General features: G+C 60.6%; 16 protein-coding genes. 14 read left to right on the top strand and 2 right to left on the bottom strand.

Annotated elements, in window-relative coordinates; translation table 11 throughout:
* The first annotated feature begins 3 nt into the window (after positions 1-3).
* From iscX to ACJ8IJ_RS06520, 14 genes are all read left to right on the top strand, one after another.
* On the top strand, positions 4-204 hold the full coding sequence (gene iscX, locus ACJ8IJ_RS06585; RefSeq protein WP_006327336.1) for a Fe-S cluster assembly protein IscX: 201 nt from the start codon (positions 4-6) through the stop codon (positions 202-204).
* Between the two features lie 83 nt (positions 205-287).
* On the top strand, positions 288-1,583 hold the full coding sequence (gene pepB, locus ACJ8IJ_RS06580) for an aminopeptidase PepB (protein ID WP_442518371.1): 1,296 nt from the start codon (positions 288-290) through the stop codon (positions 1,581-1,583).
* A gap of 89 nt (positions 1,584-1,672) precedes the next feature.
* Positions 1,673-2,503 carry an enhanced serine sensitivity protein SseB gene (gene sseB, locus ACJ8IJ_RS06575; protein WP_004941422.1) on the top strand — a complete coding sequence of 277 codons (831 nt, stop codon included), beginning with the start codon at positions 1,673-1,675 and terminating at the stop codon, positions 2,501-2,503.
* Between the two features lie 162 nt (positions 2,504-2,665).
* Positions 2,666-3,091: a nucleoside-diphosphate kinase gene (gene ndk / locus ACJ8IJ_RS06570; protein ID WP_004941424.1), complete on the top strand. Its 426-nt coding sequence runs from the start codon at positions 2,666-2,668 to the stop codon at positions 3,089-3,091.
* A 237-nt stretch (positions 3,092-3,328) separates the two neighbouring features.
* Positions 3,329-4,525 carry a bifunctional tRNA (adenosine(37)-C2)-methyltransferase TrmG/ribosomal RNA large subunit methyltransferase RlmN gene (locus ACJ8IJ_RS06565; RefSeq protein ID WP_004941426.1) on the top strand — a complete coding sequence of 399 codons (1,197 nt, stop codon included), beginning with the start codon at positions 3,329-3,331 and terminating at the stop codon, positions 4,523-4,525.
* Between the two features lie 98 nt (positions 4,526-4,623).
* Positions 4,624-5,373: a type IV pilus biogenesis/stability protein PilW gene (gene pilW / locus ACJ8IJ_RS06560; protein WP_004941430.1), complete on the top strand. Its 750-nt coding sequence runs from the start codon at positions 4,624-4,626 to the stop codon at positions 5,371-5,373.
* Positions 5,363-6,316 carry a cytoskeleton protein RodZ gene (rodZ, locus tag ACJ8IJ_RS06555; protein ID WP_131165062.1) on the top strand — a complete coding sequence of 318 codons (954 nt, stop codon included), beginning with the start codon at positions 5,363-5,365 and terminating at the stop codon, positions 6,314-6,316. Before pilW ends, rodZ begins: the two co-directional genes overlap by 11 nt.
* 47 nt (positions 6,317-6,363) lie before the next feature.
* Positions 6,364-7,485, top strand: a complete 1,122-nt coding sequence (gene ispG / locus ACJ8IJ_RS06550) for a flavodoxin-dependent (E)-4-hydroxy-3-methylbut-2-enyl-diphosphate synthase (protein ID WP_016929756.1) — start codon at positions 6,364-6,366, stop codon at positions 7,483-7,485.
* 139 nt (positions 7,486-7,624) lie between these two features.
* Positions 7,625-8,899: a histidine--tRNA ligase gene (gene hisS / locus ACJ8IJ_RS06545; protein WP_025159556.1), complete on the top strand. Its 1,275-nt coding sequence runs from the start codon at positions 7,625-7,627 to the stop codon at positions 8,897-8,899.
* A 13-nt stretch (positions 8,900-8,912) separates the two neighbouring features.
* Positions 8,913-9,533, top strand: coding sequence for a YfgM family protein (locus ACJ8IJ_RS06540; protein WP_019452355.1), 621 nt, complete (start codon positions 8,913-8,915; stop codon positions 9,531-9,533).
* 11 nt (positions 9,534-9,544) lie between these two features.
* A complete protein-coding gene (gene bamB, locus ACJ8IJ_RS06535) occupies positions 9,545-10,726 on the top strand; it encodes an outer membrane protein assembly factor BamB (protein ID WP_442518370.1) in 1,182 nt (393 codons plus the stop codon).
* Between the two features lie 131 nt (positions 10,727-10,857).
* Entirely contained in the window at positions 10,858-12,348 is a 1,491-nt protein-coding gene (gene der / locus ACJ8IJ_RS06530) for a ribosome biogenesis GTPase Der (RefSeq protein ID WP_015378774.1), read from the top strand.
* Between the two features lie 98 nt (positions 12,349-12,446).
* Positions 12,447-13,403 carry an AEC family transporter gene (locus ACJ8IJ_RS06525; RefSeq protein ID WP_004941444.1) on the top strand — a complete coding sequence of 319 codons (957 nt, stop codon included), beginning with the start codon at positions 12,447-12,449 and terminating at the stop codon, positions 13,401-13,403.
* Positions 13,404-13,416: 13 nt separating this feature from the next.
* On the top strand, positions 13,417-13,638 hold the full coding sequence (locus ACJ8IJ_RS06520) for a zinc ribbon domain-containing protein (protein WP_442518369.1): 222 nt from the start codon (positions 13,417-13,419) through the stop codon (positions 13,636-13,638).
* 4 nt (positions 13,639-13,642) lie between these two features.
* Here the strand turns inward: ACJ8IJ_RS06520 and ACJ8IJ_RS06515 are convergent, their stop codons facing one another.
* Positions 13,643-13,984, bottom strand: coding sequence for a protealysin inhibitor emfourin (locus ACJ8IJ_RS06515; RefSeq protein WP_004941448.1), 342 nt, complete (start codon positions 13,982-13,984; stop codon positions 13,643-13,645).
* Positions 13,984-15,009 (bottom strand): M4 family metallopeptidase, encoded by a 1,026-nt coding sequence (locus ACJ8IJ_RS06510; RefSeq protein WP_049186741.1) that lies wholly within the window; start codon positions 15,007-15,009, stop codon positions 13,984-13,986. The genes ACJ8IJ_RS06515 and ACJ8IJ_RS06510 overlap by 1 nt, the downstream gene beginning before the upstream one ends.
* Positions 15,010-15,029: the final 20 nt, after the last annotated feature.

Below are 15,029 nucleotides of genomic sequence, written 5' to 3'. Positions count from 1 at the left end.
ATAATGGGACTGAAGTGGACCGACAGCCGTGAAATCGGCGAAGCCCTGTACGACCAATACCCGGATACCGATCCGAAAACCGTGCGTTTTACCGACATGCATCAGTGGATCTGCGATCTGGAAGAGTTCGATGACGATCCGCAGGCTTCCAACGAAAAAATACTGGAAGCGATCCTGCTGGTCTGGTTAGATGAAGCGGAGTAAATAGCGTAACGGGCTGCCATGGGCGGCCCGTTTATTTTGTATCCGACAAGATTAATAAAAGAATAATCCGGAGTAAGAAGGCTATGACAACAGAATTCATGCAGGTCACGCTGTCGCAACAACCTGCCGACGCCCGCTGGGGCGAAAAAGCGCTGCTGAGCACCAACGGCGAAGGGATGACCATTCACCTGACCGGCGCCGACAAGCTGGGCGCGATCCAGCGCGCGGGCCGCAAAATTGATGGCCAGGGCATCAAAAACGTCAAGCTGGCCGGCGACGGTTGGGATTTGGAAAACAGCTGGGCGTTTTGGCAGGGCTACCGCGGGCCGAAAGGGCAGCGCAACGTCGAATGGGCCGAGCTGCCGGAAGCCGCGCGTCAGGAACTGGATAAGCGCCTGAAGATCGTCGACTGGGTGCGCGACACCATCAACATGCCGGCGGAAGAGCTGGGGCCGGAGCAACTGGCGACCCGCGCCGTCGATCTGATGTGCGACGTCGGCTGCGATGCCGTCAGCTACCGCATCACCAAGGGCGAAGATCTGCGCGAGCAGAACTATGCCGGCATCCACACCGTCGGCCGCGGCTCCGAGCGCCCGCCGGTGCTGCTGGCATTGGACTTCAACCCGACCGGCAACCCGGATGCGCCGGTGTTCGCATGCCTGGTCGGCAAGGGCATCACCTTCGACAGCGGCGGCTACAGCCTGAAGCAAAGCGCCTTCATGGATTCGATGAAATCCGACATGGGCGGCGCGGCCACCATCACCGGCGCCCTGGCGCTGGCGGCGGCGCGCGGCCTGAAGCAGCGCGTGAAGCTGTACCTGTGCTGCGCCGACAACATGGTCAGCGGCAACGCCTTCAAACTGGGCGACATCATTCGCTACCGCAACGGCAAAACCGTTGAGGTGATGAACACCGATGCGGAAGGGCGCCTGGTGCTGGCCGACGGCCTGATCGACGCTTCTGAGCAGAACCCGCAGCTGATTATCGACTGCGCCACCCTGACCGGCGCGGCGAAAATGGCGGTAGGCAACGACTATCACGCGCTGTTCAGCTTCGACGACGCGCTGGCGCAGGAGCTGCTGAGCAGCGCCGCCGCCGAGCAAGAGCCGTTCTGGCGTCTGCCGCTGGCCGAGTTCCACCGCAGCCAGCTGCCGTCCAACTTCGCCGAGCTGAACAACGTGGCCGGCCCGGCCTATACCGCCGGCGCCAGCACCGCGGCGGCCTTCCTGTCGCACTTCGTCAAGAACTACCAGCAAGGCTGGTTACACATCGACTGTTCCGCCACCTACCGCAAAGGCGCGGTGGATCAGTGGTCGGCCGGCGCGACCGGGCTGGGCGTGCGCACCCTGGCCAATCTGTTGCTGAGCAAAGCCAAATAATTGAACGCCCGCCGCGTCGGGCGCTAGAATGCGCATTATCTTCGGGGCCCAGCATGCTGGGCCTCGCTCTTTGATCCCTGGAGTTTGCCATGAGTGCCCATCATCACGATGCCGCCCCGAGCGAGAACGAACTTGAACGCCTGCTGAAGCTGGCGGTGACGGAGCCGGCCCATCGCCCGGCGTTCTTCCGTGAACTGCTCGACGCCACGGTGCTGATCCTCGGCGACAGCGAGCAGGTGCAGCAGGATGGCGACATCACGCTGAACGCGGATACGCCGGTCAATATCCAGCATTGGGAAAAACAGGACGGCGGCAGCATCATTCCGTTCTTCACTTCGCTGGAAGCGCTGCAGAAGGCCGTTGAGGACGAACAGCCGTTCATCGCCATGCCGGCGCGGGTGCTGTTTGAAATCACCCAGGGCGCGGATCTGTTCCTCAACCCGAAGGCGGAATACGGCAAAGAGTTCTACCCGGAAGAGGTGGCGATGCTGCTGGCGACCGGCGGCGTCGTCAAACCGGTGGAGCACTACGTCGACAAAGAGACCCAAATCCTGCTGGGGCAGCCCGAAGAGTATCCGTCGGCGATGGTGGATGCGCTGACCACGCTGTTCAGCCAGCGCAAGCCGGTGCGCCGCGCGTTTCTGGCGCTGATGCACGACCAGGCGGCGGACGAGAAGCCGAATCTGCTGATCGGGCTGGAAGTGGATGCCGAGCCGGCGGAGATCGAGGCGTTGATCAACGAGGCCGGCAGCGTCGCCAGCGAAACGGCGCCGAATGACGAACCGGTGGATTTCTGCCTGGTATCGGAGAAAGAGCGGGGCATCAGCCACTACCTGATCGCCCATACGCAGCCGTTTTATCAGCGCCGCTGGGGCAGTTGGCTGCGCAATGTGATCCCGTCTACCGACAAGACCCAATAACGTCGGTGCGCCGCTGAAAGTGGCGAATGAAGATCATATTTTTTTAATGAAATGTTGATTTTCCCGTAGGCAAGCGTTAACGGCGCACATATAATCTGCGCCACTTGAGAAGGCCGGCAACATTGCAGACCGGCCTGTTTTGGAAGTCATACAGAGGCCATCATGACCGTAGAACGTACCTTTTCCATCGTTAAACCAAACGCTGTAGCCAACAACGACATCGGCGCTATCTACGCGCGTTTCGAGCGCGCCGGTTTCAAAATCATCGCCGCTAAAATGCTGCGTCTGACTCGCGAGCAAGCTGAAGGCTTCTACGCTGAGCACAAAGGCCGCCCATTCTTCGACGGTCTGGTAGAGTTCATGACCTCCGGCCCAATCATGGTGCAGGTTCTGGAATCTGAAAACGCCGTGCAGCGCAACCGCGACATCATGGGCGCAACCAACCCGGACAACGCACTGGCCGGCACCCTTCGCGCCGACTACGCGGACAGCTTCACCGCTAACGCCGTTCACGGTTCCGACTCCGTTGAATCCGCACAGCGTGAAATCGCTTACTTCTTCAACGAAAGCGAAATCTGCGCACGTTAATCGTGCCGTTTCTGAGCTGATAGCCAGGCATTCACCGGCTGAAACAATAAAAATGCCCTGAATGCCTTTCAGCCATAGAAACCCGCTACTAAAATTTGTACAATGCCGCGCCCCTGATAAGACGACTTGTCAGGGGCGTGTTTTTAGTGCCGCCACCCGAATCTCGCGGGCTGAAATGCACAACTTACTTTCCATTCTTTAGCGCCATAACGTGTAATAACGAGGCCAGAGATCATTATGTTAGAACCCATCACGTCCGAGCACACCGTGTCTGAAAATAATTCGCTGACTACCCCCTCCGTTAACGTGGAGCAACCGGCTGCGGCCAAAATCAACCTGCTGGATCTGAACCGCCAGCAAATGCGCGAGTTCTTCGCCGAAATGGGCGAAAAACCGTTCCGCGCCGATCAGGTGATGAAGTGGATTTACCACTACTGCTGCGACGATTTCGAGCAGATGACCGACATCAACAAAGTCCTGCGCGGCAAGCTGCAGCGCGTAGCGGAAATCCGCGCGCCGGAAGTGGCGGAAGAACAGCGTTCGGCCGACGGCACCATCAAGTGGGCGATCAAGGTGGGCGATCAGCAGGTCGAAACCGTGTATATCCCGGAAGCCGACCGCGCGACGCTGTGCGTCTCCTCGCAGGTAGGCTGCGCGCTGGAGTGCAAATTCTGTTCGACGGCGCAGCAGGGCTTCAACCGCAACCTGCGCGTGTCGGAAATCATCGGCCAGGTGTGGCGCGCGGCGAAGATCATCGGCGCGCTGAAGGTGACCGGCCAACGCCCGATCACCAACGTGGTGATGATGGGCATGGGCGAGCCGCTGCTCAACCTGAACAACGTGGTGCCGGCGATGGAAATCATGCTGGACGATTTCGGCTTTGGCCTGTCCAAACGCCGCGTGACCCTGTCTACCTCCGGCGTGGTGCCGGCGCTGGACAAGCTGGGCGACATGATCGACGTGGCGCTGGCCATTTCGCTGCACGCACCGAACGACACCATCCGCGATGAGATCGTGCCGATCAACCGCAAGTACAACATCGAGACCTTCCTGTCCGCGGTGCGTCGCTACCTGGAGAAATCCAACGCCAACCAGGGCCGCGTTACCGTCGAGTACGTGATGCTGGATCATATCAACGACAGCACCGACGACGCGCATCAGCTGGCGGAAGTGCTGAAAGACACGCCGTGCAAGATCAACCTGATCCCATGGAACCCGTTCCCGGGCGCTCCGTACGGCCGCAGCTCCAACAGCCGGGTGGATCGTTTCTCCAAGGTGTTGATGGAATACGGCTTTACGACTATTGTTCGTAAAACCCGTGGTGACGATATCGACGCCGCCTGCGGGCAACTGGCGGGTGAAGTGATCGACCGTACCAAGCGTACCCTGAAGAAGAAAATGGCCGGGGAACCTATCAACGTACGGGCGGTCTGAATCCTATAGCACCATTTTTTGTTATCTAACAGCCTGTTATGCGAAAGCGTGTCGCTGGCGGGCGTTAGCTGACGGCCGATAAGGAAATGAATGCGGGCATGAAGCTGAAACTGTGGGGTATGTGGCTGGCGGCCGGGTTGTTGGCCGGGTGTTCCGGTTCAGCGCCGGAAAAGGAAGCACAGGTCTCTGAGGCGGGCCAAACGCGGTTGCAGCTGGGTCTGGAGTACCTGCAGCAAGGCGACATGAACGCCGCGCGCCAGAACCTGGAAAAGGCGCTGGACGCGGCCCCGCAGGATTACCGCACGCAGTTGGGCATGGCGCTCTACGCGCAGCGCAGCGGTGAAAACGCCGAGGCCGAACAGCGTTATCGGCAAGCGCTCAAACTTGCGCCGGGCAATGGCACCGTACTGAATAATTACGGTGCGTTTCTTTGCGGTTTAGGGCAGTATGTACCGGCGCAACAGCAGTTTAGCGCTGCGGCGCTGGCGCCCGATTATGGCCAGGTCGCCGACAGCCTGGAAAACGCAGGTTACTGTTTTCTCAAGGCCGGACAAAACGACGAAGCGCGCACGCTGTTGAGCCGCGCGCTGAAGGTCGATCCGGACAAAGGTGCTCCGCTGCTGGCGGAGGCCGAAAAGCAATTTGGAGAAGGGAAGCGCGCCCAGTCGCAACTTTTATTGGATGTTTATCAGCATGTTCTGCCGGCCAGCGCCAGCAGCTTATGGTTACAGATTCGTTTCGCCGCGTTAGCCGGCCGCCAGGATAGCGTTCAACGCTATGGCAAGCAGCTAGCGCGAAGTTTTCCACAATCCAAACAGTACCAGCAGTTCTTAGCTAATGAATACTGAAGCCTCCCAAGATAAAACCGTATCCATGACGACGGGCCAGCGCCTGCGTCAGGCCCGTGAGCAACTCGGGCTGAGCCAACAGACCGTTGCAGAACGCCTGTGTCTCAAAATGTCCACCGTGCGCGATATCGAGGAAGACAGCGTGTCCGCTGACCTCGCGTCCACCTTCGTGCGCGGCTACATCCGTTCCTACGCCAAGCTGGTGCATCTGCCGGAAGACGAACTGCTGCCGATGCTGGCCAAGCAGGCTCCGTTGAAGATGGCGAAAGTGGCGCCGATGCAAAGTTTCTCGCTGGGCAAGCGTCGCAAGAAACGCGACGGCTGGCTGATGAGCTTCACCTGGCTTATCGTGTTCGTGGTGATCGGCCTGACCGGCGCCTGGTGGTGGCAAAACCACAAGGCGCAGCAGGAAGAGATCGCCACAATGGCCGATCAATCCTCGGCGCAGCTTTCACAGAATAACGAAGGGCAGTCCGTGCCGCTGACCGACGGCAATGCCGACGCCGGCACCAACGTGCCGTTGACCGACAACAGCGCCGCGCCGGCTGATACCGGCGCAGCGGCTCAGGCGCCGAGCGCGGCTCAGCAGCAGCCTGCCGTGGTGTCGCCAAGCCAGACCACCCTGCCGGAAACCGCGCCGGCGGCACAAGCGCCGTTGCCGACCGCCGATGCGGGCGTGGCTGCGCCGGCGGCCGATCCGAACGCGCTGGTGATGGATTTCTCCGCCGACTGCTGGCTGCAGGTGACCGACGCGAGCGGTAAAACGCTGTTCAGCGGCACCCAGAAGCAAGGCGGCAAGCTGAACCTGGCCGGCACTGCGCCGTATAAACTGACCATCGGCGCGCCGGCGGCAGTACAGATCCAGTATCAGGGTAAACCGGTTGATTTAAGCCGGTTCGTTAAGTCAAACCGTGTTGCTCGCCTGACCGTCGCCGCGCAGTAATCGCGCGGCAGCGGTCGTGATGTCAGAGCAGCAATGGAGAGTAAGTAATGCATAACCAAGCGCCCATCAACCGTCGAAAATCTACACGCATTTACGTCGGCAAGGTGCCTATTGGTGATGGCGCGCCGATTGCCGTGCAGTCGATGACCAACACCCGTACCACCGATGTTGAAGCAACGGTTAATCAGATCAAAGCGCTGGAGCGCGTGGGCGTCGACATCGTCCGCGTTTCGGTTCCTACCATGGACGCCGCCGAGGCGTTCAAACTGATCAAGCAGCAGGTCAACGTGCCGCTGGTCGCCGATATCCACTTCGATTATCGCATCGCACTGCAGGTGGCCGAATATGGCGTAGACTGCCTGCGCATCAACCCGGGCAACATCGGCAACGAATCGCGCATTCGCTCGGTGGTGGACTGCGCCCGCGACAAGAACATCCCGATCCGCATCGGCGTCAACGGCGGCTCGCTGGAAAAAGACCTGCAGGAAAAGTACGGCGAACCTACGCCGGAAGCGCTGCTGGAATCCGCCATGCGCCACGTGGACATCCTCGATCGCCTCAACTTCGACCAGTTTAAGGTCAGCGTCAAGGCGTCGGACGTGTTCCTGGCGGTGCAATCCTACCGCTTGCTGGCGTCGCGCATCGATCAGCCGCTGCACCTGGGCATCACCGAAGCCGGCGGCGCGCGCAGCGGTTCGGTCAAATCGGCCATCGGCCTGGGCATGCTGCTGTCTGAAGGCATCGGCGATACCCTGCGCATCTCGCTGGCGGCGGATCCGGTCGAAGAGGTGAAGGTCGGTTTCGACATCCTGAAGTCGCTGCGCATCCGCGCGCGCGGCATCAACTTCATCGCCTGCCCGACCTGCTCGCGTCAGGAGTTCGACGTGATCGGCACGGTGAACGCGCTGGAGCAGCGCCTGGAAGACATCATCACGCCGATGGACGTTTCGATCATCGGCTGCGTGGTGAACGGCCCGGGCGAAGCGCTGGTGTCCACCATGGGCGTAACCGGCGGCCACAAGAAGAGCGGCTTCTATGAAGACGGCGTGCGCCAGAAAGAGCGTTTCGACAACGAACAGATGATCGACCAGCTGGAAGCGAAAATTCGCGCCAAGGCCGCGATGATGGACGAAAGCAACCGTATCACGGTCAACCTGCTGGAAAAATAAGCGTTATCGCTACACGGCGGGCCTGTTGGCCCGCTTGTTTATGAACCTGAAGGGCAGAAAACCGCATCCGCGTTGAATACCGGGCGGCAAAGTCCCTATAATCGGGTTCATTTTTACAGACAACGGACAGAGAACTCACGTGGCAAAGAACATTCAAGCCATTCGCGGCATGAACGACTACCTGCCGGAAGAAACGGCATTATGGCAGCGTATTGAAGGCACCCTCAAGCAGGTGCTGGGCAGCTACGGTTACAGCGAAATCCGGTTGCCGATTGTAGAGCAGACCCCGCTATTCAAACGCGCGATCGGCGAAGTGACCGACGTCGTGGAAAAAGAGATGTATACCTTCGAAGACCGCAACGGCGAAAGCCTGACGCTGCGTCCGGAAGGGACGGCTGGCTGCGTGCGCGCCGGCATCGAGCATGGTCTGCTGTACAATCAGGAACAGCGTCTGTGGTACATCGGCCCGATGTTCCGCTACGAGCGCCCGCAGAAGGGCCGCTATCGCCAGTTCCATCAGCTGGGCGCGGAAGTGTTCGGCCTGCAAGGCCCGGACATCGACGCCGAGCTGATCCTGCTGACCGCCCGCTGGTGGAAAGCGCTGGGCATCGCCGAGCACGTCAAGCTGGAGCTGAACTCCATCGGTTCGCTGGAGGCGCGCGCCAACTACCGCGACGCGCTGGTGGCGTTCCTCGAGCAGCACGTCGAGGTGCTGGACGAAGACTGCAAACGCCGCATGTACAGCAACCCGCTGCGGGTGCTGGACTCCAAGAATCCTGAGGTGCAGGCGTTGCTGAACGACGCGCCGCGCCTGTCCGAGTACCTGGACGAAGAATCCCGTGCTCACTTCGCCGGTCTGTGTGAACTTTTGGCGCAGGCAGGTATCCCATATACCGTTAACGAGCGCCTGGTGCGCGGTCTGGATTACTACAACCGCACCGTGTTTGAGTGGGTGACCACCAGCCTGGGCGCGCAGGGCACCGTCTGTGCGGGCGGCCGTTACGACGGCCTGGTCGAGCAACTGGGTGGCCGCGCCACCCCGGCGGTCGGTTTCGCCATGGGCCTCGAGCGTCTGGTGCTGCTGGTGCAGGCGGTTAACCCGGAATTCAAGGCGCCGTCGGCTATCGACGTGTACGTCATCTCTTCCGGCGCGGGCACCCAGAGCGCGGCGATGCAGCTGGCTGAACAGGTGCGCGACGCGGCGCCGCAGCTGAAGCTGATGACCAATTACGGCGGCGGCAACTTCAAAAAGCAGATCACCCGTGCGGACAAATGGGGCGCGCGCATCGCGCTGATCCTGGGTGAGAGCGAAGTGGCGGCGCAGCAGGTAGTGGTGAAAGACCTGCGCAGTGGTGAACAAGAAACGCTGGCGCAAAGCGAAGTCGCTGCGCGTCTGGCTTTGATGTTAGGTTAAGGAGAAGGACACCGTGGAAGTCTATACCACTGAAAACGAACAAGTCGACGCACTGCGTCGGTTCTTTGCCGAAAACGGCAAAGCGCTGGCGGTGGGCGTGGTGCTCGGAATTGGTGCCCTGGTTGGCTGGCGTTACTGGCAGAGCCATGAAAACTCCAACATGATGGCTGCATCGCAATCCTATCAGGAAGCCAGCGATCGTCTGGCGGCCGGCAAACCGGATGACGTGGCCGCCGCGGAGAAATTTGTCCAGGCTAACAGCAACAGCTACGGCGTATTGGCCGCGTTGCAGTTGGCCAAGCACTTTGTCGAACAGAATGATTTCGCCAAGGCGGAACAGCAACTGGCGCTGGCGCAGGGCCAGACCAAAGACGACAACCTGTTGGCGATGATCGACCTGCGTCTGGCGCGCGTCCAGCTGCAGGAGAAAAAGCTGGATGAAGCGCTGAAAACGCTGGATGGCGTGAAAGGCGAAGGTTGGGCGGCGATGATGCAGGATGTGCGCGGCGACGTGCTGCTGGCCAAGGGCGACGCCAAGGGCGCGCGCGAAGCTTACAGCAAAGGCATTGAGTCCAACGCTTCTCAGGCGCTGCAGGTTCTGCTGCGCATGAAATTGAATAACTTGTCCAGCTAAGGGGAATTCCCATGCAATTGCGTAAAACACTCTTGGTCGGACTGGTTTCCGCTGCCTTGCTGAGTGGTTGCTCGCTGTTCAACAGCGAAGAAGACGTGGTTACCATGTCGCCGTTGCCGAAAGTTGAAAATCAGTTTACGCCGAACAAGGCGTGGAGCACCTCGGTGGGCGACGGCATCGGTGAGTATTACTCCCACCTGCGTCCGGCCTATCAGGACAGCACCATTTACGCCGCCGATCGCTTCGGCATCGTGAAAGCGATGGACGCCGACAGCGGTAACGAGAAGTGGAAGGTCAATCTCTCCGAGAAGACCGGTTTCTTCTCCAGCAACCTGTCTGCGCTGCTGTCGGGCGGCCTGACGGTCGCGGGCAACAAGGTTTACGTCGGCAGCGAAAAAGCGGTGGTTTACGCATTGAACACCGCCGACGGCGCCATCGCCTGGCAGACCAAAGTGGCCGGCGAAGCGATCTCCCGTCCGGTTGTCAGCGACGGCATGGTGTTGGTGCACACCTCCAACGGCATGCTGCAGGCGCTGAACGAAGCCGACGGCGCGGTGAAGTGGACGGTTAACCTGGACATGCCTTCGCTGTCGCTGCGCGGTGAATCCGCGCCGGCCGTCGCTTTTGGCGCCGCCATCGTCGGCGGTGACAACGGCCGCGTCAGTGCGGTGCTGATGCAGCAGGGCCAGATTATCTGGCAACAGCGTATTTCTCAGCCGAGCGGCGCGACCGAAATCGATCGTCTGAACGACGTGGACACCACGCCGGTGATCGTTGACGGCGTGGTCTACGCGCTGGGTTACAACGGCAACCTGACGGCGCTGGATCTGCGTTCCGGCCAGATTATCTGGAAACGCGAGCTGGGTTCGGTGAATGATTTCATCGTCGACGCGGGCCGCATCTACCTGATCGACCAGAACGATCGCGTGGTGGCGCTCAGCACCGAAGGCGGCGTGACCGTGTGGACGCAGAGCGATCTGCTGCACCGCAACCTGACGCCGCCGGTGATGTATAATGGTTATCTGGTGACCGGTGACGCCGAAGGTTATCTGCACTGGATCAACACCACCGATGGCCGTTTTGTCGCCCAGCAGGAAGTGGACAGCTCCGGCTTCCTGTCTGCGCCGATGGTGGCCAGCGACAAGCTGATCATCCAGGCTCGCGGTGGGAAAGTTTACGCTTTCACCCGCTAACGCCGCTCGTCGCATGGCTTGAAAACGGCTCCTGAATGTTCAGGGGCCGTTTCGTATTTTTATAAGCTGTACCGCTGGTGTCTATCCACAGTGCAGTAACGCATTGATTATTAAGTAATGAGGCTTCAACAATGATACCTGTCGTCGCGCTGGTCGGGCGCCCGAATGTGGGTAAATCCACCTTGTTCAACCGTTTAACCCATACGCGTGATGCGCTGGTGGCGGATTTCCCGGGGCTGACGCGTGACCGCAAGTATGGTCGTGCTGAAATCGAAGGCAATGAATTCATCATCGTCGATACCGGCGGCATCGACGGCACCGAAGACGGCGTAGAAACGCGCATGGCCGGTCAGTCGCTGCTGGCGATCGAAGAAGCGGACATCGTGCTGTTCATGGTCGACGCCCGCGCCGGCCTGATGCCGGCGGATCAGGGCATTGCCCAGCACCTGCGCAGCCGCCAGAAGGCGACCTTCCTGGTGGCCAACAAGACCGACGGCCTGGATCCGGACACCGCCACCGCCGATTTCTATTCGCTTGGCCTGGGTGAAGTGTTCGCTATCGCCGCTTCTCACGGCCGCGGCGTGACCCAGCTGATTGAACACGTGCTGGTGCCGTTCGTGCCGGAAAAACCGGAAGACGTCGAGCTGACCGAGGAAGAGGCCAACGCCGCTTACTGGGCTGAGCAAAACGGTGAAACGCTGGAAGGCGAAGAAGACGAAGAGCCGGAAGAAGCGTTCAATCCGCAGGATCTGCCGATCAAGCTGGCGATCGTCGGCCGCCCGAACGTCGGTAAGTCTACGCTCACTAACCGCATCCTCGGCGAGGAGCGCGTGGTGGTGTACGACATGCCGGGCACCACCCGCGACAGCATCTACATTCCGATGGTGCGCGACGAACGCGAATACGTGCTGATCGATACCGCCGGGGTGCGCAAACGCGGCAAGGTGACCGAAACCGTCGAGAAATTCTCGGTGATCAAGACCCTGCAGGCGATTGAAGACGCCAACGTGGTGCTGCTGGTGATTGACGCGCGTGAAGGCATTTCCGATCAGGACCTCTCGCTGCTCGGCTTTATCCTCAATAGTGGGCGCTCACTGGTGATTGCGGTCAACAAGTGGGACGGCATGAGCGAAGAAGATCGCGAGCACGTGAAAGAGATGCTCGATCTGCGTCTGGGCTTCGTCGACTTCGCGCGCGTGCACTTCATTTCCGCCCTGCACGGCAGCGGCGTCGGCAACCTGTTCGAATCGGTACAGGAAGCCTACGAGTGCGCAACCCGCCGCGTGAACACCTCGATGCTGACCAAAATCATGCAGATGGCGGTTGACGATCACCAGCCGCCGTTGGTGCGCGGCCGCCGCGTGAAGCTGAAATATGCCCATGCCGGCGGTTACAACCCGCCGATCGTGGTGATCCACGGCAACCAGGTCAGCGATCTGTCCGATTCGTACAAACGCTATCTGATGAACTACTTCCGCCGCTCGCTGAACGTGATGGGGACGCCGATCCGCATCCAGTTCAAAGAGGGTGACAACCCGTTCGCCGGCAAACGCAACCTGCTGACGCCGACCCAGATGCGTAAGCGCAAGCGCCTGATGAGCCACCTGAAAAAGAGCAAGTAATCGCTCATGAGGGGCGCGGCAGTGATGCCGCGCCCTTTTTTATTGGCCCGAAATCGTTTTATTATCTGAAGATTACCTCGCCTGCCTGAAGGAACACCATGTCCTGGGAAACCTGGAGTTTTGCGTTTAACGTCACCGTGCCGAATCTGCTGATGATGCTGCTGGGGATCCTGCTGCGCCATTGGCGCCTGATGGATGACCGCTTCGTCGACGGTGCGACCCGCCTGGTGTTCAATCTGGCGCTGCCGTGCCTGCTGTTTTTCAGCATCGCCACCAACCATCCGCAGCTGCTCGGCAACCTGCCGCTGGTGCTGTTCGGCGCGGTCGGCACGCTGGCGACCTTCCTGCTTTTGGAGCTGGCGGCCAGGTGGTTGGTGAAAGAACCGCGTGAGCGTGGGGTATTCGTGCAGGGCGGCTTCCGCGCCAATACCGCCATCGTCGGCCTGGCCTACGCCATGACCGCCTACGGCAGCGAAGGCATTGCGCTCGCCTCGCTGTACCTGACGGTGACGGTGATCCTGTTCAATATACTGTCGGTCATCACCCTCACGCGCAGCCTGCAGGGCGGGCAGGGCAAGAAAATCAGCCACCTGTCGCTGCTGCGCAGCATCGTCACCAATCCGTTGATCATCGGCCTGGTGTGCGGGTTGCTGTATGCGCAAACCGGGCTGGGCATCCCGGCCGTGATCCGCCAGACCGGCAGCTATATCTCCGCGCTGTCGCTGCCGTTGGCGCTGCTGTGCACCGGCGCCAGCCTGGATTTTCGCGCCATGTTCCGTTCGTCCAACGTGGCGGCGCTGTCGTCGGCGGCCAAGCTGTTTCTGGTGCCGTGCCTGATGACGCTGGCCGGCTGGCTGTGCGGGTTTCAGGGGGCGGCGCTGGGGATTATCTTCCTGTTTTCCGCCACGCCGACCGCTTCGGGCAGCTATGTGATGACGCGCGCCATGGGCGGCAACGCCACGCTGGCGGCCAACATTATTGCCATCACCACCGTCGGATCGTTCTTCACCACCGCGTTGGGGATCTATTTTTTGCGCTCATGGGGCGCGATTTAACCTGGGAGCCGTTATGGATGCGCACTGTCCGCACTGTCGTCAGACCATGAATTGGGTAGCGGGTCACTACCATTGTGAAGTCTGCCTCCGCGATTATCGGCAGCTGGCGAGCTGCCCGGAGTGCGGGCAGCCGCTGCAAGAATTGAAAGCCTGCGGGGCGGTGGATTACCTGTGCCAGAACGGGCACGGGCTAATCTCCAAAAAGCGGGTGAATTTCAGCTATCAGCCGCTGTAAGCCCTCACTCATCCACCTGGCCGGTTTTCCACAGATCCACCAGCGCCTGCGGCGCGCTGCTTTCCGGGATTAACAGCACGATCTCGGTGCTCAGGGTGGGGCTGGTGTAGTTGATCTGTATGCGGTAGTAGCGTTGGTCGCCGCAGCCGGGGGAGTTGGGCTGGCCTTCTTCCTGCGCATAGGGCAGCGTCTGGTTCAGCAGCTGATTCAGGCGCTGCCGCTGCTCCGGCGTGATATCGGCCAGCGCGATGCGGCGCTGGCCCGCCAGTTTGGGAATGTAGGCGAAGCCTCCCTCGCGCGCCAGCTCAATGACCGTATCCTGATTGAGCGTCGGCAGCGGTTTCATTATTCCACCCCCACCTGATGCCAGGCTTGCTGCACCTTGTCCGCCACGCTCTGGTCGAAACGCGCTTGCGCATGTTTCACCGTGGCGCGGGCGAAGGTGGCGAAATCGGCATTTTGCGGCAGCGCTTTGTCGCATACCGTGTCATACCAGACGTAGCCGGCTTTCTCCCAGGCGAAGCCGCCGAGCGCCGTCGCCGCCAGATAGAAGGCGCGGTTGGGGATGCCGGAGTTGAGGTGCACGCCGCCGTTGTCTTCCTTGGTCTGGATATAATCCTTCATGCTGGCGGGTTGCGGGTCTTTGCCCAGCAGCGGGTCATCGTAGGCGGTGCCGGGCGCCGACATCGAGCGCAGCCCTTTGCCTTTGATGCCCTCGGCGAGCAGCCCGGCGCCGATCAGCCAGTCGGCTTTATCGGCGGTTTGCTGCAGGTGGAACTGCTTGACCAGCGAGCCGAATACGTCGGACAGCGATTCGTTGAGCGCCCCGGACTGCTGGTAGTAGATCAGCCCGGCTTCACTCTCGGTCACGCCGTGCGCCAGCTCGTGGCCGACCACGTCGATGGCGATGGTGAAACGGTTGAAAATCTCGCCGTCGCCGTCGCCGAACACCATCTGCTGACCGTTCCAGAAAGCGTTCTGGTACTCCTTGCCGTAGTGCACGCTGCCGACCAGCGGCAGCCCCTGGTTATCCAGTGAGTTGCGTCGGTAGGCCTGCCAGAAGAAATCGTAGGTGACGCCGAGGTAGTCGTAGGCTTCGTCCACCGCCACGTCGTGGTTGCTGGGCTGGCCCTCTTTACGCACCTGTTTGCCGGGCAGTTGGGTGCCGTTCTGGGCGTCGTAGATATCGCGGAGCGCTTCGCCGGCTCGAGCGTTTTTCTCGGTCGGTGAACGCAGCGGCTTGTTGCCGAGCAGGCTTTGCACGTGGTTCAGGGTGTGCAGCGCGCAGTCGCGCTGCGGGGCGTTGCCGTGTTCAATGATGCGGCGCAGCATGTAGGGAGGAATGACGGAACGCATGCGCTGGGCTGGCATAGTGGCTCTCCTTAGGCAAA

Origin of the sequence: Serratia sp. CY40230 (genome assembly GCF_052168835.1) — a bacterium.
Lineage (GTDB): Bacteria > Pseudomonadota > Gammaproteobacteria > Enterobacterales > Enterobacteriaceae > Serratia > Serratia nematodiphila.
Note: the sequence above shows the minus strand (reverse complement) of the source record. Positions and strands in the feature narration are given on the sequence as shown.

Bases quoted from the DNA above. Each gene is read 5' to 3' on its own strand.
- iscX (WP_006327336.1), top strand. From the start codon at position 4: ATGGGACTGAAGTGGACCGACAGCCGTGAAATCGGCGAAGCCCTGTAC.
- pepB (WP_442518371.1), top strand. From the start codon at position 288: ATGACAACAGAATTCATGCAGGTCACGCTGTCGCAACAACCTGCCGAC.
- sseB (WP_004941422.1), top strand. From the start codon at position 1,673: ATGAGTGCCCATCATCACGATGCCGCCCCGAGCGAGAACGAACTTGAA.
- ndk (WP_004941424.1), top strand. From the start codon at position 2,666: ATGACCGTAGAACGTACCTTTTCCATCGTTAAACCAAACGCTGTAGCC.
- ACJ8IJ_RS06565 (WP_004941426.1), top strand. From the start codon at position 3,329: ATGTTAGAACCCATCACGTCCGAGCACACCGTGTCTGAAAATAATTCG.
- pilW (WP_004941430.1), top strand. From the start codon at position 4,624: ATGAAGCTGAAACTGTGGGGTATGTGGCTGGCGGCCGGGTTGTTGGCC.
- rodZ (WP_131165062.1), top strand. From the start codon at position 5,363: ATGAATACTGAAGCCTCCCAAGATAAAACCGTATCCATGACGACGGGC.
- ispG (WP_016929756.1), top strand. From the start codon at position 6,364: ATGCATAACCAAGCGCCCATCAACCGTCGAAAATCTACACGCATTTAC.
- bamB (WP_442518370.1), top strand. From the start codon at position 9,545: ATGCAATTGCGTAAAACACTCTTGGTCGGACTGGTTTCCGCTGCCTTG.
- der (WP_015378774.1), top strand. From the start codon at position 10,858: ATGATACCTGTCGTCGCGCTGGTCGGGCGCCCGAATGTGGGTAAATCC.
- ACJ8IJ_RS06525 (WP_004941444.1), top strand. From the start codon at position 12,447: ATGTCCTGGGAAACCTGGAGTTTTGCGTTTAACGTCACCGTGCCGAAT.
- ACJ8IJ_RS06520 (WP_442518369.1), top strand. From the start codon at position 13,417: ATGGATGCGCACTGTCCGCACTGTCGTCAGACCATGAATTGGGTAGCG.
- ACJ8IJ_RS06515 (WP_004941448.1), bottom strand. From the start codon at position 13,984: ATGAAACCGCTGCCGACGCTCAATCAGGATACGGTCATTGAGCTGGCG.
- ACJ8IJ_RS06510 (WP_049186741.1), bottom strand. From the start codon at position 15,009: ATGCCAGCCCAGCGCATGCGTTCCGTCATTCCTCCCTACATGCTGCGC.